Origin of the sequence: Myxococcus dinghuensis (assembly GCF_024198235.1) — a bacterium.
Classification (GTDB): Bacteria; Myxococcota; Myxococcia; order Myxococcales; family Myxococcaceae; genus Myxococcus; species Myxococcus dinghuensis.
On sequence record NZ_JAKCFB010000002.1, the window covers coordinates 111,519 to 129,980 of the forward strand.

The window sequence follows — 18,462 nt, forward strand, 5'->3', positions numbered from 1 at the left end:
TGCGGCGAGACCATCCCGCCCGTGTCCACCCTCCACTGCAGCGCACATGCCATCCCCGGCGGCCACGCAACCCCTGGATTTCCCAGGGAGGAAGTGGAGAGGGCGCCCCCCATCAGGCGCCCCGCCGATGACCGCAGTCATCAGGGAGGATGGCATCAGTCATCAGCCCGCGGCCCTCGCCGGGCGGGCCGCCGCGTCCCTGGCGCGGCCGCCCCCGGGTGAACGCGGGCGGCTACTCCAGCGTCATGTACTCGGGCTGGAACACCGACCGGCTCCTCAACGGCGAGGGGCCACCGCTGTTCACGCAATAGCCCGTGGGGTTGTCGCAGCCGCCCTCCGGGTTGCCCCAGTACGCCGTGAGGTTCATCCAGGACAGCGAGCCCGTGTAGCTCCCCGCCGGCTGCCAGGGGATGGACACGAGGTGGTTCCACGTGTCCCACGCGAGTCCGGCCCCGGTGTCGTCGGCCAGGAAGTCCCCGTTGAAGATGGTCTCGTAGATGTGGCGGGCCGCGTCCGGGTAGAGCCCGTGGGAGCCCTGGGCGGAGAACACCTCGGGGTGCCACCCCGCGAGGAGGAGCGCCTTGTCCCCGAAGGCGAAGGCCTGCCCGTTCGCGTGCTGGCTCAAGTAGACCTGCGCGGGGCGTCCGTCGACGAAGCGCACCGTGAGGTGCTCCCAATCCCCCACGTGGTTGCCGAAGGTGGAGTAGCCCCCCACGCAGCCCCAGGGGGAATACCAGCCGATGCACACCCGCTTCCCGTTGTTGTAGGGATAGAAGGTCCAGTACAGCACGTCGGTCACGTTCGTCGGCTGCCCGCCCTGGGTGCGCGGGATGATCGACGCGTAGACGGGGACGGACGTCTGGTTGGGGCGCTGGCCATCCAGGAACTGGGGATCCGTGCAGGAGTCACAGCCCAGCGGCTGGTTCGTCACCAGGTGCCCGTTCTCCTCGTGGACGTTGGCCAGGTGGAACTCGGTGGAGGACGGGAAGTAGGCCTCGTCCGGGTGCAGCCACACGCGGGGCGCGAACGCCGCCACCGTCCACGCCTCCACCGGCCCGCCCCGTAGCTCCGCGTTGGAGGTGGTGCTCTTGTTGAGCACCCAGTAGCGGCTTCCGCCGGTATCGCCGTGGCTGGGGCGGGAGACGAAGGTGGAGGCCGGCAGGCCCCGGTGGTCGCGGGCCACGGCCTGCCATACCCCGATGTCATCGTTCGCGCCGGAGCCACTGTCGTCCCAGACCCAGGCGGGATTGGCGGGGAGGACATACTCACTCCTCACGCAGCGGATGAGGTCCGTGGACGGCTTGGAGTAGCCCAGCACCGCGACGTGCCCCAGGCAGGTGTAGCCCGAGGGGGCGACCGGCTCCCAGAACGAGACGTCGTGCGTCCCCCCCGAGCCGGTGTCGCGCCAGGTGCGGAGGTAGTCGGTCGGCCGCGCCAGCAGGTCGCCCTCCCCTCGCACCAGGAACGTCGTCACCGGAGCCTGCCCTCGGTTGGGCATCGCGACGTCCCCCAGGGAGAAGAACCCCGGCGACTGGGAGAGGTCGGGACGCCAGACGGAGACGTCGTTCGTCGCCCCCGTGCCATGGTCGTCGTAGATCCACGAGAACCGGCTCGTGGGCTTGACCTCCAACGCGCGCGGCGGACGCAGCATGGCCCCGTCCGCGTTCAGGGTGAACTCCGCGCTCTGCCCCGACACCGCGGTCGCCGCGACCAGCTTGTAGCTGCCCGGTGACAGCGCGACGGACAGCCGCGCGTTCGTGCCTCCGGCGCCGTTGTCGTCCTGCGCGAGCACCGTGCCGTTCGCATCCAGCAGGTACAACCACGCATCCGCGGAGGACGTCAGCGTGAAGGTCATCGGCTGAGCGGCGGACGAAACGTCCAGCAGGAACTGCCTGTTGTTCGGGCTGGAGGTGCTCTGGCCACCCGACCCCATCCAGGCGCCATAGAGGGTGTTGGCCCGGGCGGGGTTCACGACGGACGACGTCACGGCGAGCACGAGAAGGAATTTCCGGAGAGTCAAGAATGCCTCTTTGAACGAGGAACTCATGAGCCTACCCCGCTCCGTGGTGCGCGATGGGCATGACCTCGAGGGGACACGGGAGCCACCGTGATTCGTGGCGGGAAGCAGGTCGGTGGAGGACCAGGCTGTCTTCGAAGCGGCTCCCGCCGGCGTGAGTGCCGCCCGTGGGGCAGGTGGAGCCAGGGTTGCCGCCATGGAACAACCCCTGGCACTGGCTGCACCACCGCCAGCCGGACCCGGGAAGCAGCGGTCTCGCGCTCCCGAGGACACGTCCTCCTCGCGGTGACGAGCGGCGTGCAGGCCCCCTCCCGAGCCGCTCCGACCGCTGTCCCGGCGTCACGTCGTCGCGACCAGGAACTCCTCGGAGTCCTTCGGCGGGCGGAGCCCATCGCTCCTCCCGGCGAAGTAGCGCTCGGCGAGGGCCTCCGCGGAGACGTGCCAGGCGTCTCGGAAGTGGGCTTCGCGGGCCAGCGCGAGCAGCTCCTCCGGCCTGAAGAAGCTGATGAAGGGCGTTCCGTTCGCGCGCGCGCCATCCGCCGCGCGTTGGACGCCCGGGCGGATTCCGGGGTCGGTGAGGGCGAGCGGCCACATGAACGTCATCGCGAGCGTCGAGCCGCGCGCGAGCGTCGCGACCTGACGGAGCGTGGCGGAGATCGTCTCCTTCGTCAGGTACATGCTGACGCCCGCGGAGGCCACGACCGCTGGCCGCGAGGCATCGAAGCCCGCGTCCACCAGTCGCACCCACCAGGCCTCTCCCGCCTCGAAGTCGACCGGCACGAGCTTCAAGTTCGGCGGGACCCCGAAGCCGAGTTCGAGCAATCGCCTCCGCTTCCACTCCTGGGGACCGGGTCGGTCGACCTCGAAGATGCGCAGGCCGGAGGCGAGGGCCGGCTTTCGCTGAGCGAACGTGTCCAGCCCCGCGCCCAGGATGACGTATTGCGCGACACCGCGAGCCGCCTGGTCCACGACCAGGTCTTCGATGAAGCGCGCGCGCGCCACGATGGAAGCCCGGAAGGGCCGCGTGAACGGGCTCATGTCCGGCCGCTCGCGCCACCCCTCCCCCGGCGACACGAGCGCGAGGCCGACCTCGTCCTCGAGCACGTGCGGCGGCGGGTCAGCCTGGACGTGCAGGGCCCGCCACAGCGCCACACGCACCGCCGTGTCCTCTGCCTCGACCTTCGACCGCTCAACCATGGCGTTCGCGCTCCCTGTTCACCGTGGCGATGCTAGTGCGCGTCCGCCAGGCAGGCGACGACCCACCGGTCCGGACCCCAGGGGTTCCCGCATGTCCCACCCGGCGGTGATGTGTGGTGGCGGGGACACCCGCACGGGTCCATTGGTCGGTCAGGACGCAGCTTGCGTCGGGTTGGGACGCAGCCGCGCCACCGGACGGCGCATCTCCCGGAGCCTGGACATGGCACATCCGTTGCTCTCGGGGGGTGCCCACACACGAAGAGGCACGGATGATCTTCTTCATCGTTCCCCGGTTCGAAGCGGAGGGCATCCCCCGCCCGCTGGAGCCCATCTCCTTCATCGACCCTCGCACCGAACCCCTGGAGGGGGCGACGCCGGAGGACCTGTGCTTCGTCGCCTGGATGGAGGTCTACCCGACCCTCCGGGAGATGCTGGAGCACATCCTCGCGGCGGCGCTCGAGGACCCGGTCTGCCTGGGGATGCTGGGCACGTTGGAGCAGGAAGGTGGACTGGCGCTGCTGCGTCCGGGGTTCCTGGGTTCACGCAACCATCTGCGGCGCACGGCGGCCCTGTTCTGGGAGGTGCTCGCGGACTGGTCCGACCCTCGCGTGGGCAATCCGCAATCCCCCACGCCCGCGCCCCAGGACCCCCAGAAGCTGGTGGGCATGTGGCGGGAGTTCTTCAACCTCAAGGAGGAGTCCGTCAAGGCGATGGGGCAGTACCTCAAGGACCAGCGGGGCGTGTACCGCCACTCGGCCGCCCCACGCGCCCAGGTGCGGGCGTTCCACAACATCATCGACCTGGCGCGCGCCATCCTCGGAGAGGTCACCACCCAGCCGGTGAAGCGGCTGGACAAGCTGCTCGCGCTCAAGCTGAGCCAGAGCCGCAAGCTGGCGGAGCGCCAACGCGTGCTCATCTCCCTCTACTGGATGCGCAAGGGCGCCGCGCTCCTGAAGAAGGTGGACGAGGGCAAGGCCACGATGCTGGGGACGCAGTACCTGCGGTACTACTTCGGCACCCAGCTCTCCAAGCTCGTGGATGGCGACCCGAAGCGGGTGAGAGCGCTGCTCGAGGCCCTCATCGACATCGCGCTCGGAAAATCTCCGGCCTCCTCCGAGGACGAGGCGCTGCGCCGGTGCCTGGACATCTTCCGGAGGCTCCCGCCGACCGTGCGCTGCACCATGTTGTTCAACGACCTGCGCAAGTGGATGGAGAGCAAGGAGGAGCAGACCTTCGTGCGCGCCAGCCTCGTGCTCGGCGGCCCGCTGACGCCCAACAGCCAGGGCTTCCCCCACCTGTGGCCGCTCGACTACCGGGCGATGGACCCGGGTGGCAATCCGCCCGTCTATCCCGTGAACAAATCCACCTTCCTGCGCGCCTGGAATCCGGATGAGCGGGCGCCGTACGCCATGGCCTACCGGATGAACCTCTGCCCCATGTGGGCGGGGCCGTCCGGGCACACGGTCAACGCGCTCATCCACTGGACGGACTCGCTGGGCGACGACGCTCCCGCCGACACGGCGACGGTGGTGGCCTGCAGCCTGTTCCTGTTCTGGCGGCTCTATTACGACAAGCGCGTCAGCGCGGCCCATACCCTCACCGAGACGTTCGAGGCCACCATCGTCGCGGCGCTCGACAAGGAGGAGCGCAAGCGCCTCAAGGAGGGCTTCGTCGTCGAGCCCGCGCCTCCACAGCGCCGGCCAGGCCGCTCCAGCGGCTCGGACGGAGACGAGCTCTCCGGGGTGTCCCTTCGGGGCTCGGACGGCCCTTCGTCCCAGGGAATCGTCCTCCCCGACTTCGATGACGCCTATGACCTGGTCCGCGCCTGCGCGCTGACCTCGGGGAGCGCGAAGGGGGCCATCCATCCCATCGGGCTGGTCCGGACGCTCTTCCGCGCGCTCTGGCGAAGCTCCGCCTTCGCCGCCTACGACGACCTGAGGTTCCAGGTCGACGAGGAGCGCGAGCGACTGACGCGCGCGGGCTACGTGCTCCAGCAATGGTCCCACGACGGCTCCACGGAGAGCGGCATCGCGGTCAAGAGCTACGAGCCCTCCGACGACGAGGACCTGCGGCCCGTCCCCCTCGAGATGATGACCCTCGCGATGGAGCAGTTCGGCGAGGTCTTCGCGGGGATCCGGGACGAGGAGGATCGACTCGGGCCCGGGAAGTCGACCTGGCACCACCGCGCCGCCCTCCTGGAGGTCGTCCCCGAGCTCCCGACGATGCGGGACATCAACCGGGGGAACAGGCTGATTCAGCTCGGACACCAGCTCGACCAGTTCGCGCTCCTGATCCCCCCGCTCCTCACGGATGTGCAGGGAGCCTTCTTCTCCTGGAACCGGGGCGCGCTCAACGCGTACGTGCCCCAGGGCATGGAGGAGCTCGTCGCGCGGCTCATCGCCCAGACCGGGCAGTGCCGCAACCTGGTGCGCACCGCCACCCTGGAGCGCGCCGCGCGGGCCATCGACCAACTGGAGCAGAGCCTCGCCGCCGTGACGGCGCCCCTCTGGCGGAAGATCCGGAGCCCGCTTCGCGAGAACGTCCCCCAGGCGACCCGGAAGCGGATGCTCGCCCATGTGAAAGGGCTCGACGGGGCCTGGGCGCCCATCCGGACGCTGCTGCCGACACCGCCGAGGGCACGCGCGCTGCCCTTGCCCATGGCGTCCTCCGTGAAGCGGGCCCGGACCCGAGGCCTCGCGCTGGTGCTCGACCTGGAGGGGCTGTTCGACTACCTGCTGAAGGACCTCAAGGGCAAGCGCGTGGGCACGTTCTTCTCCGAGGAACGGCGGGCCGAAATCCGGGAGATATGGCGCAACCTCAAGGAGGACGCCGCCTACCTGCAGAACATCACGCAGCCCTTCCATCAGGGCGGCATCCGGATGGAGCTGACGGACGAGGCCTACGAGCTCGCCGTACGCCAGCTCGCGCGTGCGCTGCTGGCGGGACTCACGACCATCCGGGAGATCCTCCGCGCGGTGTACTCCGAAATCCCTTACGAGAAGGAGGCGCGCAAGGAGATCGAACGCTACGTCAACCTGCTGGCGGGAAAGCTGGCCAAGGCCAAGGACGTGGGAGGGGACCTCCAGCCGCCCTCCATCGACGTCCCCGACCAGCGCATGGTGCCGCCACGCGCCCTCACCCACGGCCCGCTGACACCGCAGCCGCTCCCGAGCCTGAAGGGTTCGAGCAAGCCTTCCCCCGTGAAGAAGGAGAAGGTGTCGAAGGAGCCGCCCCCCTCCTCCTCCCTGCGGCCCCTGCGCGCCCTCGCGGATGACGAGGACGACGACACCCATTGGTACTCCGGGGACAAGATTCGCCTCCTCTTGCGGCTCTACTTGCGCACGCAGCGCCACCGGGTCGAAATCCTGGAGGGCATCAATGCCCACCAGCACGGAGGACTGACGCTGGAGGACAACCTCCATGAAGCCACCGTGCGAATCCTCGGCACCGCGGTGGAGACACTCCTGCTGCCCGTGCATGTCGGCGGAAACCACTGGACGGCGCTGTCCATCCACTTCGACCTGACGCAGGTCGCGCCCTACGTGTCACCGACGATTGTCTACGCAGACCCGCAGGGCACGCGGGACATGCCCACCACGCTGCGCAACACGCTCTCCACGGAGTTCCCCCAGGCCACGTTCCGCCCCCGCTCGACACGCGTCTACCAACCCAGGGGCGACGGCCACAACTGCGGTCCCTGGACGGTCGCCTTGCTGGAGCACCTCGCGACGAACCAGGGCGTGCTGCCGGCGGTGAGCGACATCGACATCCAGCAGCGCCGTCGGGCTGACACCCGCCACGTCCTGGGCTCGCTCTAGCAGGGGTTCGCGGCCCCGTCGCACCGCGTCCGCGAGTTCAGGGTCTTCTCCGGGGCGGCGCCCACCGCCTACGAGCCCCGGGCGGAGGAGGCTCGCCACCCCGTGCCGCTCGACACGCGGCAATTTTCCTCGAGACAGCGCGGCGCCTGCACGGCACCGTGCGCCCATGACTTCCAGCCAGGGGTACCCGTCGTGAAGGTCCTGCGCATCGTCGCCAATGTCGGCACGCCAGCGCCCGATGAAGCCAGACGCTTCTACCGGGACGTCCTCGGGCTCGACGTGCTGATGGACATGGGGTGGATCCAAACCTACGGCTCGGGAGAGACGATGGCCGTGCAGTTGAGCTTCATGTCGCAGGGGGGGTCGGGCACGCCGGTGCCGGACCTCTCCATCGAGGTCGACGACCTGGACGCGGCCATCGCCCGGGTGAAGAAGGCGGGAATCCCGTTCGAGTACGGACCGACGGACGAGCCGTGGGGCGTGCGGAGATTCTTCGTGCGCGACCCGTTCGGCAAGCGGGTGAACGTGCTGTCGCATCTCCGGTGAGAGGAGCACGCCCGCCCCGGTGGGCAGTCCCACCACGAGACATCGCTGCGCACCGCTCGTCCGCGAGGTGTTGGTGCTAGGGGTTCCGGGTCGAGAACGGCAGATACGCATCGACGTCCCGGGTTGCACGGGACCGGAGCAGGAGCATCGGCATCTCCGGTCCCAGGTCGAAGCGCTCCGCGGCGAAGAAGAAGAGACGGTCCTTCGTCCTCGCCCGGATCTCCGACCAGGGAATGCGCAGCGACGGATGAAAGGCTCGGAACAGCCACATCGGGACGAGGTAGAGCCCGTGCTCATCCACGCCCACATTGAGGCAGGCGCGATAGGACATCACCCCGAGCTGGGCCGACGCGAAGCGCCGCAACGAGCGGGGAGCGGGGCCCGTCGCCCGGTAGCGGCTGGCGAGTCGTATCCAGCCGCCCCCGTGGGCGATGATGTAGCTGACGAACAACCACATCCCGAAGAACAACACGAGAACGCCCCACCCCATCCAGCCGTTCGATGCCACCCGTACGCTCATGGTCCGAGACAGTATCCGACCGCGACGGGCCCTCACACGGGAACGAAGCCCCCAGCCCCTTCAGAACCCGCCGACGACGTTGATCACCTTGCCGTCCCGCGCGACCACGCGAAGGTGGCTGAAGCCCCAGACCCTGCTCGTCTGGACGGCCTTCACGTACAGCACGCCGTCCTGTTTGCTTCCCGAGCATCTCGGCGACGGCGTCATCGGCGCGAGACTGCGTCTTCCCCGAGAAGAAGAAGCCGCCGCGCACGGGCGAGCCCAGCGCCTGGACCACCTGGTGGTGATTCACCACCCGCGCCAGGGCCTCCTCGTGCGGAAACTGGCCCCGGAACCACAGCCCCCGCAGCCACAGCACATCAACGGAAGTCCCACCAACGCCCCGAGCACCCACTTCATCGTCGGCGACCTGTCTGGCCTCCCGGCCCCCCTGGGACTGACAGCACGGCAGGCTTCACGCCAAGTGCATGCCGGCCTGGGCAAAAGCAGACCTGGACCGCCGTGGCGGAGACGCCGGTGTTCGGAACACGCGTGGAGAGGGTCAGGGACGCAGGCGGAAGGGCACCTTGACCACGCGGTAGACGGAGATGGGTCGTCCGTCCAGCATCGCCGGCTGATAGCGCCAGGTGCGCACCGCGCGCAGGGCGGCGGAGGCGAAGGGCTCCTCTCCCCGCATCACCGTGACCTCTCGCACCTCGCCACGCTCCGTGACGACCAGCTTGAGGACGACCAAGCCCTCCCGGCCCGCGGCCCGCGCTTCCTGGGGGAACTCCGGCTGGAGGTTCCCCGCGAGCTCCACGGGGGCCTTCGCGTGCTCCGGCAGTTGGACAGGTCCCCCCTCCACCACCGGCCTGGGCGGCTCCGTGGAAGGCTTCGACGCGGCCGGGACCTCCAGGGGCATGGGGGCGCTGAGCGAGTCACCCGTCGACCACTCGGAGTCCTCCACCGGCTCCGCGCCGGGTGACGCCGCGCCCGAACCCGAGGACGGGCGTCCGCCACGCTCGCGCTGCAGGCGCTGGTTCAGGATCACCTCACCGGAGCCGCCCGCGAGCACCCGGTCAGACCGGTACCCGTCTCGCACGAAGGTCAGCTCCGCGGTGGCCATGCCTCCCGTGTCTGGCGGCACCTCCAGGACGAACGGCGTGGTGCCCCGCTCCACGCCCTTCCAGAAGACACGTGCCCCCGCCGGCTGGCTGGAGACGTGGAAGCGCACGGGCCGCGTCGGCGGCGGTGACGCCACCGGGGGCGCCTCCTGGCGCACCGGCACGGGCGACGGAGCGGGCGCGGCCACCGGCGGCGGTTCCACGGGCGCAGGAGGGCGGCGTGCGCCGAGCACATAGGCCCCTCCCGCGAGCACGAGCAGCGTCCCCACGCCCAGTCCCACCATCGCGGCCCCGCGCCGGCGTTTCGCTCCCGAGGCGTGCGCGGAGGCGTCGTCCAGACTGATGTCGAGCACCAGGGTGCCCTGGGCGCCGCTGGGAGAGGCCTGCGCCGACAGGGACGGAGGCACGCTCGCGGGGCCGGTCAGGACCTCACCCGGGCCCGTATCCGGAGAGCCGCCCGTGCGCCGCCCCGTGGCCGCGCGCAGCGCCTCCAGGAGCGCCTCCATGGAGTCATATCGATGCGTGGGCTGCTTCTCCAGGCAGCGACGCACCACGGCTTCCACGGACTCGGGGATGACCACGTCCGGGCGCACCTCCTGGAAGCGAGGGGGCACCTCCTGGTGATGCGCGAAGATGAGCTCCAGCGGGTCCTTCATCAGGAAGGGAGGACGCCCCGTGAGCATCTGGTACAGCAGGATGCCCAGCGCGTAGACGTCGCTGCGCGCATCCGCCATGTTGCGCGCCTGCTCCGGGGCCATGTACGTGGGCGAGCCCAGGAACATGCCGCCCTGGGTGATCTCCGGCATCGACGCCAGGTGGCCTGAGCCCTCGACGACCAGGGGCTTCACCAGACCGAAGTCGAGCACCTTCACGTGGTCGCGCTCCGCGCGTCCCTCCTCCGCCAGCAACATCACGTTGGCGGGCTTCAGGTCGCGATGCACCACCCCGAGCCGGTGCGCCTCCCGGAGCGACCGACACACCTGCTGGGCGATGTCCACCGCGCGGGGCCAGGGCATCGCTCCGGCGGCGAGGTGCTCCCCCAGCGTGCGCCCCTCCAGGTACTCCATGGCGATGTAGAACGTCCCGTCGTCCGTCTTCCCGTAGTCGATGATGGTGACGGTGTTGGGGTGGCGCAGCTTCGCCGTGATGCTGGCCTCCAGGAGGAAGCGCCGCTGGAACTCCGGGTCGTTGGCGGTGGGGAACGTGGGGCTCAGGACCTTGAGCGCCACCACCCGCTCCAGCGGGAGTTGGAGCGCGCGATACACCCGGCCCATGCCTCCCGCCCCCAGCGGCGACAACACCCGGAAGCGCTCATGGAGCACCTGGCCGAGGAGCGGGTCCACCTGCGAATGCGGCGAGGTCGAGGGGCGCGGATCGGTCTGCATGGCGAACACCTGGCCCGGACCGTCGCATGCAGTCGTCACGACGGCGTGCCGGCCACATCACGTCCCGGCCAACACCCCGTCACAGCTCTCCGCACGACGCCCCCAAGGATGCGGCACGCGAGCGAGTCCCCGGAGGCCACGACGATGGAGCCTCCTCAGTACTCCTGTGCCGTGGCCGTCGCGCCCGTGTCTCCCGCGAGGAGCCAGGTCACCACGGCGCCGGCCACCGCCAGCCCCGCCGTCCCGAAGAGGACGTTGGCCGTCGTCGCGTTCCGCCGGGCCTGCGCGTGTGAACCCGCCATCTCGTCGACGAACCGCATCCCCCGCCCGCTGTCGAGCTGGCTCCGGGACGTCAGGCCGTAATACGTCCCGACACCGCCCGTGGCGGCGCCCACGCCCAGCAACACCATGCTCAGCACGGGCACGCCGCGCGTCGTCGACCGCTCCTCCACCGCCATCTCCGCCATCGAGGTCCCGTCGGGGCGCACCGGCATCAGGTCCACGCGCGCGACCTGCGCCGGGGCCTCCGACGAGAACGGGGCAACCGCGTCGGACTCCGGAGACATCAGGTGCTCCGGCACCGGAGGCCGCGTCTTCGCGAGTCGGGAGGTGTCCGTGCGCTTCCGACCTCGCTCCGCCCGGACCTTCGCGAGCTGCGACTCGAACGCCGCCACCACCTTGGGCGCGGTGCGGACCGGCAGCCGGGCATCGAGGTCGAGGATGAGCGCCGCGCGGAACGCGGCCCGGGCCGCGGCCCACCTGCCGAGGTCGGCGCTGATGAGGCCCTTGTAGAGCGAACGGGTGACCTCCTCGTCCGCGCCATGACTCACCTTGCCGGCGAGTTCGAGTTGCTCCAACGCCAGTTCGTACTCGAGCTCCTCGTAGAGGCGCACGGCCTCTGCGAGATGGCCTGCGAACGCGGCTTCGGCTCGGGCGGCGCGCGAGGGCAGGACCACCAGCAGGCCCACGACGAGCGGAAGGACTCTCATCCAGGTGCGAGCGTGTGACATGGGCAGTCATCTCCAGACAACGGACTCCAGGGACAGCAGGGGACGGGCGCGCGTTCGAGCGCGTCAGTCATTCCCCATCGAGTAGTTCAAGGCAGGCACCTCGGTGGGAACCGTTCGGTCGACCTTCGTTCCGTCCCCGACCTGTCCGCACTGATTGCGGCCCCAGGCCCGGAAGGTGCCATCCCGCTTCACCGCCAGGGTGTTCGACCCACCCGCGGCAAGGGAGACCACGTCAGCGACGCCGGTCAACTGCATGGGCTTCCAGCGACTGGAGGACGAGCCCGACCCCAGTTGGCCGAACGCGCTGCTTCCCCAAACCCAGACGTTTCCGTCTCTATCCAGGGCCACGGAGTGCCGGCCGCCTCCGAAGACGGCGGTGAACTCGACGCCCGTCGGAATCAAGACCTGCGCGGCGCCTTCTTCTACGGGCATGTTCGTCCCGTTCCCCAGTTGCCCCGAGTCGTTCCGCCCCCAAGCCCACACCGTGCCATCCCACCGCAGGGCCAAGGTGTGGTCGCCGTGGGAGTCCACCGCGGTGACCCCTCCCATCAGTCCCCAGACCTCTCCTGGCACGGGGCGGTCCTCCATCATCCAATCCCCGAGCTGGCCCTCCCCATTCTCCCCCCAGGTCCACACCATGCCGTCCCGCAGCAGGGCCACGGAGTGGGAGGAGCCCGCGGAGATCGACACGACGTCCGAGAGGCCAGTCACCCGCAGGGGCTTGAAGCGGTGGGTCAGGGTCCCGTCCCCAAGCTGTCCGCTGGCGTTGTACCCCCACGTCCAGACCGTGCCGTCGCGCTTCAGCGCCATCGAGTGGGAGAGCCCCGCGGAGATGGCCATCACCTCCGTGAGTCCTGGAACCAGGGAAGGCACACTCGCCGAGGACACCGACGTCCCCAATCCGAGCTGTCCCCAGGTGTTGCTCCCCCACGTCCACACCGTGCCATCCTGCTTCAACGCCACCGTGTGGTAGCGCCCCGTCGCGACGGCGATGACCTGGGAGAGTCCGGGGACCGCCATGGGCACCTCACGGCTGACCGTGGTCCCATCCCCCAGTCCGCCCGAGGTGTTGCATCCCCACGAGAGCAACGTCCCATCCTGGCGCAACGCCACTGCGTGCTCGTCCCCCGCGGAGAAGAACGCCTCGTCCACCGTGCCCGAGCAGTTGTTGTCCAGACCATCGAGCCGCTCGAACTTGCCAGGGGCCCGCCTCGAGTCGTTGTCGTCGCAGTCCCCCGCGACGGCGACATGCGCCGTGGGTGGAAAACAGGCCAGCACCGGCGCCCCCGCCCCCACGCCGTCGCCGTCCTTGTCCGGGTAGAAGGTCTTCATGACGCCCTCGTCGACCCGGCCATCACAGTTGTTGTCGACGCCGTCACACACCTCCTCGACACCCGCCAGGCCCTCGTCGACCTGACCATCACAGTCGTTGTCGAGGCCGTCACACACCTCCGCGACGCCCGACAGCCCCTCGTCGACCTGCCCATCGCAGTCGTTGTCGATGCCGTCACACACCTCCGCGATGCCCGACAGCCCCTCGTCGACCTGCCCATCGCAGTCGTTGTCGACGCCGTCGCACACCTCCTCGGCGCTCGACAGGCCCTCGTCGACCCGGCCATCACAGTTGTTGTCGAGGCCGTCGCACACCTCCGCGACGCCCGACAGGCCCTCGTCGACCTGACCATCACAGTCGTTGTCGAGGCCGTCACACACCTCCTCGGCGCCCGGATGGCGCCGCGCCCCCGCACCGGGCTGGTCATCGCAGTCGTCCGCCACCTTGGAGTAGCCCTGGGGCACGCTCCCGCAGACCTCGCGTCCCTGCGAACCCACGGCGCCATGTCCATCTCCGTCCGCGTCGGGATAGACCTGGATGACCGCCTCCGGGCAGAGGAAGGTGGGCACCACACAGCCCGTCCCCAGCAGGAGCAGGGCGCCTGTCAGCCATGCGATGCGGGTCATCGCTCAGCCCTCTCCATCCAACATCTTCAGGGTCGGGGTGTGGACGTACTTGAAGTAGTCCGGGCTGGGCAGCGGACGGAGCTTGGCGCCCTTGCTGCCCGAGTTGTCGTAGATGTAGTGGACCCCGTTGATCTTCCCGGCGTACAGGCCCCCGTGCCAGTTGGCGCCCCAGGCGTGCCCCTTGGCCGTGGAGAGGACGGCGCCCGGCTTGAGCTTGTCCCAGTCGATGCGGCTCCAGTTCTTGCTGCCCACGTCGTTCACCGGCAGCTTGGACTTGCCCTTCGCCTGGAGGATGGGGTCCCACACCCTCCGCACGAACCCGTAGCAGTCATTCTTGCCGTCGAAGCGGTAGCCGCCGGTGCGGTTGATCTCCGCCGCCTCCTTCTTCGCGTGCTTCATCACGTCCGAGCTCTTGATCGCCCCCGCCTTCCCGCCCTTCTTCGCCGGAGAAGACGTGTCGGTCTTCGTGGCCCCGTCGACGAAGGTGTCCTCGGTCGCGCGGCCCTTGGACGTCCGCTTCGCGGACGCTCCCTCGAAACCATCCGTCTTGCCCGGAATGCGCAGCGAGTCGCCCGCGCGGATGAAGTTCGCGTCCTGGATCTTCGGGTTCGCCTTCATCAGCGCGCTGACGCTGGTCTTGTGCTTCGCGGCAATGCGAGACAGCGTGTCCCCTGGCTTGATGGCGTAGCTCATGCGTGACTCCCAATGAGTTGCGGTTCAAAGCAACGCCCTCGCGGAAATCTCTCTTCGCGTTGGAATTGCATTGGGGTCCTCAGCACCTGGATGAGGGCGGCCCCTGGCTTCTGGTGGGAAAAGAGGGAGCCCGGCGCGCCGCGTCCCAGAAATCTTCGATCGCCCACGGAGCCCTGCCCCTACACTTGAAAGGAAAGGGTGCCCCGCGGAGAGGGACATGGACGCGTGCCCGCAAGAAACGACGCTGAGTGACTTCCTGGCGGGTGTGCTCTCCGACGAGAACCGAAGCCTCGTCATGGCCCACGTGGAGCACTGCGCCGACTGCCAATGGGTGCTGGCGGCAGGTGATGGGGCCCGCGCCCTGACCGGCCCCTCCTCGGTGCTGCCGCTCCCGCCGCCGCTGGAGCGCGGCACCCAGGTTTCCCGCTACGTGGTGCGCGAGCGGCTCGGCGCCGGGGCCATGGGGGTGGTGTACGCGGCGGACGACCCGGAGCTGGGCCGGCAGGTGGCGATCAAGCTGCTGCGCCCGGAGGGACGCCAGCGGGAGGACCTGCGGCAACGGCTCCTCCGGGAGGCCCAAGCCCTGGCCCGGCTGTCCCACGTGAACGTCGTCACCCTCTACGACGTGGGCCCCCACGGCGACGGCATCTTCCTGGCCATGGAGCTCATCGAGGGCACCACCCTGGCCGAGTGGATGAGGACGCCGCATCCCTGGCCCGAGGTCCTGCGGGTCTTCCTGGCGGCCGGTCGCGGACTGGCGGCCGCGCACGCCGCGGGGCTCGTGCACCGCGACTTCAAGCCCGCCAACACCCTGCTCGGACGCGAGGGGCGTGTGTGCGTCACGGACTTCGGCATCGCGCGGCTCCTCCACCAGGACGACGCCCCCGTGACGCCGGCGAGCCTCGACGCGCCCACGGGAGGCCTCACGCGGACGGGCCTGGTCCTGGGCACCCCGGCCTATCTCGCCCCGGAGCTGCTCCAGGGCCAGCGCGCCGATGCGCGCTCGGACCAGTTCAGCTTCTGCGTGGCGCTGTACGAAGCCCTCCACGGCGTGCGCCCCTTCCAGGGCGAGACCCTGAAGGAGCTGGCGGAGTCCATCCAGCGGGGACAGGTGCATCCGCCGGAGCGGGAGGTGAAGGTCCCCGCGCGCATCCGCCAGGCGGTGCTGCGGGGGATGCGGGCGGAGCCGTCGGAGCGGTTTCCCTCCATGGCGTCGCTCCTGGAGACGCTCACGCCCCCGCCTCGCCGGGTGCTCGCGCGGGTGGTGGCCGCGGCGGCGGTGGCCTCGGTGCTGGGAGCCCTCATCGCCTATGGCGTGACGCATCGGCGCGAGGCGCGCTGCGAGCAGGAGGCCGACAAGCTCGCGGCGGTCTGGAGTCCCACGCGGCGCGAGAAGGCGCGCGCCGCCTTCCTCGCCACGGGGTCGCCGTACGCGACAGCGGCCTGGGAGCGGATCGCCTCGGCGTTGGACGACTACGCGGCCCAGTGGCACACGCTGCGGACCGAGGCGTGCCTCGCCGCGAACCACGACGCGCCGGAGCGCACCTGGCAGACCACCGCGTGCCTCGACACCCGGCTGTGGCAGCTCGCCGCGATGACGGCGGTGCTGGAGCAGGCGGACGTGCAGACCGTGCAGAACGCGCCCCAGATGGCGGTCTCGCTCGAGGGACTCACCAGTTGTCGGGACTCCCCCGAGCTGACCAGCCGTCCGCAACCTCCCGACGCCCTCCGTCCCCGAGTGGACGCCGCGCGCCACGAGCTGGCGCGGGCCCGCGCCCACCTCGTGGCGGGCCGAGTCACCGACGGCCTCGCGGTGACGTCGGCGCTCCGCGAGGAGGCGAAGCAGCTCGACTACAAGCCGCTGGAGGCGGAGGTGCTGCTGGTCCACGGGGAGTTGCTCTCCCGGGGCGACCGTCCGAAGGAGGCGGAGACGTTCCTCGACCAGGCCCTCTGGGCCGCCGAGGCCGCGCGGGACGACGAGACGGCGGCGCATGCCTGGCTGGAGCTCATCTGGGTAGTGGGTGAATCGCTGTCCCGCCACGAGGAGGCGGAGAAGCTCGTCCAGCACGCCCGGGCCGCCGTCGAGCGGTTGGGGAGGGAGCGCTTCCCCGACATCACCGAAACCATGCACCTGCGCATCGCCTCGCTGCGGGACCAGCAGGGACGGCTCGACGAGGCGGAGCAGGAGGCGCGGCAGGGCCTGGAGTTCTCGCGTCGGAGGAACGCCCCGGACAGCCTCCGCACGGCCAGCCTCCTCCACGAGTTCGGCCGCATCCGCTTCGTCCAGCGTCGCTTCCAGGAGGCGTTGGAGTTCCACCTCCAGGCGCTGGAGATACGCAAGCGCCTGCTGGGCCCAGACAACCCCTCGCTCATGGCCTCCTACGAAAGGGTCGCCTCGGCCTACTCGGAGCTGGGCCTGCGTGAAGAGTCCACCAACGCCTTGCGCACGGCGCTGGCCATCCAGGACGCGGCCTCCGCCCCGGAGACCACGCCCCTCGCGACCGTCCTGATGAGCCTCGCCATCGACCTGCGCACCCAGGGGCGACTGGAGGAGGCACGTCCCCTGCTCGAGCGGGCGCGCGCCATCTTCGAGCGGGCCCGTGGCCCCAACCACGTCACCGTCGTCCAGGTGCTCACGGAGCAGGCGATACTCCACGGTGAAGCGGGCGACCACGTGAAGACCATCGACCTCACCACCGAGGCCCTCGAGCGAATCCAACGTGCGATGGGCCCTTCCACGCCCCGCGCCAACCACCCGTTGACCATCCGGGCCTATGCGTACCTGTACTCGGGCCGCTACGCCGAGGCGCGCGGAGACCTGCTGGACGCGCTGAAGCGCCTCGAGACCGCACACGGCCCGGGCACCGCGAGCCTGGTCCAGGTCCTGCTGCCCCTCGCCGAGGTGGCCATGGCGGCGCGGGCGCCGAAGGAAGCCATGGAGCACTGCGAGCGTGCGCTGGGGCTCACCGAGAAGGCCCAGGGCCTGGAATCGGAGGATGGCGCCAGCGTGCTGAGCTGTGCCGGAGAGGCGCACCTGGCGCTCGGGGCCGCGGAGAAGGCGGTGCCGCTGCTCGAGCGCGCCCGAGCCATCCAGACACGGAGGGGTGAACCTTCGGACCCGTGGGTCGCGGGCAAGACGGTCTTCGCGCTCGCCCGGGCGCTCTGGGAACGACGCTCCCCATCGGACCGCACGCGGGCGCTCGCGATGGCGGACGAGGCCCAGGGCCGGCTGAAGCCCCTGGGTCCACGGGGGAAGGACGACCTCGACAAGGTGCTCGCCTGGCGGCGGCGCGAGACGAAGCAATGAGCGACGAACAACCCCCGGGAACATGGGTCGCCCTGCTGCTTCGGCACGCCTCCCGCGAGCAGCGCGGGGAGTGGGCCGGCATCGAGGGCCTGGAGGAGCTGCTACGTCAGCACGTCGATGCGGCCCGCGCCGCATGGCCCACGTTGCAGCTCCCGGCCGAGACCTTCCTGGGCCACCTGGCCCGGCACCTGCCCGCGGGCAAGGCCCTGGAGATGCTGCGCATCATCCACGGCGCCGACCTGTACCTTGCTTGCGCCTGCGCCACCGGGGAGCCCACGGCGCTCCGGGCCTTCGAGCAGCACGTCGTTCGCCATGTCCCCGGTCGACTCGGGGCCCTGTCCCCCAGCATGGTCGACGAGGTGTTGCAGGTGCTCCGCGAACGGCTGTTGGTCGGCCACGAGCAGACGCCGCCTCGAATCGGGGGCTACGCGGGCCGGGGGCCCCTGCTGACGTGGGTGGGCATCACCGCCGCGCGCATCGCCGGTGAGCTGGTGGAGCGCAACGGCCGCGAGGTCCTCGTCACCGAACCCCAGGAGGCGTTCGCCCGGATGCTGGCGACGAGCACGCCCGAGCATGACGTGCTCCGGGAGGACACGCGGCAGCTCCTCGGAGAGGTGCTCCAGAAGGTGGTGGCCTCGCTCCCCGAGCAAGAGCGCGCGTTGCTGCGCCTGCACCACTTCCACGGCTTCACCATGGACCGGCTCGCCCTGATGTACGGCGACTCGCGCTCCGGCATCGCGCGCAAGGTCGCCCACGCGCGAGAGCGGCTGCTCAAGCGGGTCCACACCGAGCTGGCCACCCGGTTGAAGGAGGACCCCATCACCCTGGAGAGCCTCCTGGGCGTGGTGCGGAGCCAGTTGGACCTGAGCATCCAACGCATGCTGGGGTGAGGGCCCCGCCCCCAGCC

11 protein-coding genes are annotated in these 18,462 nt (G+C 70.1%); 4 read left to right on the forward strand and 7 right to left on the reverse strand.

Going from position 1 to position 18,462, the window contains the following annotated elements; genetic code table 11:
* Positions 1-232: 232 nt before the first annotated feature.
* Positions 233-2,020 (reverse strand): Vps62-related protein, encoded by a 1,788-nt coding sequence (locus tag LZ198_RS03100; protein ID WP_253970346.1) that lies wholly within the window; start codon positions 2,018-2,020, stop codon positions 233-235.
* A 336-nt stretch (positions 2,021-2,356) separates the two neighbouring features.
* A complete protein-coding gene (locus tag LZ198_RS03105; RefSeq protein ID WP_253970347.1) occupies positions 2,357-3,214 on the reverse strand; it encodes a class I SAM-dependent methyltransferase in 858 nt (285 codons plus the stop codon).
* A gap of 269 nt (positions 3,215-3,483) precedes the next feature.
* Between LZ198_RS03105 and LZ198_RS03110 the strand changes: the two genes are divergently transcribed.
* Both LZ198_RS03110 and LZ198_RS03115 read left to right on the forward strand, forming a co-directional pair.
* The gene (locus LZ198_RS03110) at positions 3,484-7,032 is read left to right on the forward strand and encodes a C48 family peptidase (RefSeq protein ID WP_253970348.1); all 3,549 of its coding nucleotides are present in this window, start codon (positions 3,484-3,486) and stop codon (positions 7,030-7,032) included.
* Between the two features lie 192 nt (positions 7,033-7,224).
* Positions 7,225-7,578, forward strand: a complete 354-nt coding sequence (locus LZ198_RS03115; protein ID WP_253970349.1) for a VOC family protein — start codon at positions 7,225-7,227, stop codon at positions 7,576-7,578.
* 76 nt (positions 7,579-7,654) lie between these two features.
* Here LZ198_RS03115 and LZ198_RS03120 read toward each other — a convergent pair whose 3' ends face one another.
* The 5 genes from LZ198_RS03120 to LZ198_RS03140 all read right to left on the reverse strand — a co-directional run bounded on the left by LZ198_RS03120 (position 7,655) and on the right by LZ198_RS03140 (position 14,248).
* Entirely contained in the window at positions 7,655-8,098 is a 444-nt protein-coding gene (locus LZ198_RS03120; protein ID WP_253970350.1) for a hypothetical protein, read from the reverse strand.
* Between the two features lie 541 nt (positions 8,099-8,639).
* Positions 8,640-10,586 (reverse strand): TonB family protein, encoded by a 1,947-nt coding sequence (locus LZ198_RS03125; RefSeq protein WP_253970351.1) that lies wholly within the window; start codon positions 10,584-10,586, stop codon positions 8,640-8,642.
* A 155-nt stretch (positions 10,587-10,741) separates the two neighbouring features.
* Positions 10,742-11,575, reverse strand: a complete 834-nt coding sequence (locus LZ198_RS03130; protein WP_253970352.1) for a hypothetical protein — start codon at positions 11,573-11,575, stop codon at positions 10,742-10,744.
* An 84-nt stretch (positions 11,576-11,659) separates the two neighbouring features.
* Positions 11,660-13,555 carry an RCC1 domain-containing protein gene (locus LZ198_RS03135; RefSeq protein ID WP_253970353.1) on the reverse strand — a complete coding sequence of 632 codons (1,896 nt, stop codon included), beginning with the start codon at positions 13,553-13,555 and terminating at the stop codon, positions 11,660-11,662.
* A gap of 3 nt (positions 13,556-13,558) precedes the next feature.
* On the reverse strand, positions 13,559-14,248 hold the full coding sequence (locus LZ198_RS03140) for a LysM peptidoglycan-binding domain-containing protein (RefSeq protein ID WP_253970354.1): 690 nt from the start codon (positions 14,246-14,248) through the stop codon (positions 13,559-13,561).
* 217 nt (positions 14,249-14,465) lie between these two features.
* Here LZ198_RS03140 and LZ198_RS03145 point away from each other — a divergent pair, with 217 nt between their 5' ends.
* Together LZ198_RS03145 and LZ198_RS03150 are read left to right on the forward strand one after the other, a co-directional pair.
* Positions 14,466-17,555 carry a protein kinase domain-containing protein gene (locus LZ198_RS03145; protein WP_253970355.1) on the forward strand — a complete coding sequence of 1,030 codons (3,090 nt, stop codon included), beginning with the start codon at positions 14,466-14,468 and terminating at the stop codon, positions 17,553-17,555.
* Complete coding sequence (locus LZ198_RS03150) at positions 17,552-18,445, forward strand: RNA polymerase subunit sigma-70 (RefSeq protein WP_253970356.1); 894 nt, start codon at positions 17,552-17,554, stop codon at positions 18,443-18,445. Before LZ198_RS03145 ends, LZ198_RS03150 begins: the two co-directional genes overlap by 4 nt.
* The last annotated feature ends 17 nt before the right edge of the window (positions 18,446-18,462 follow it).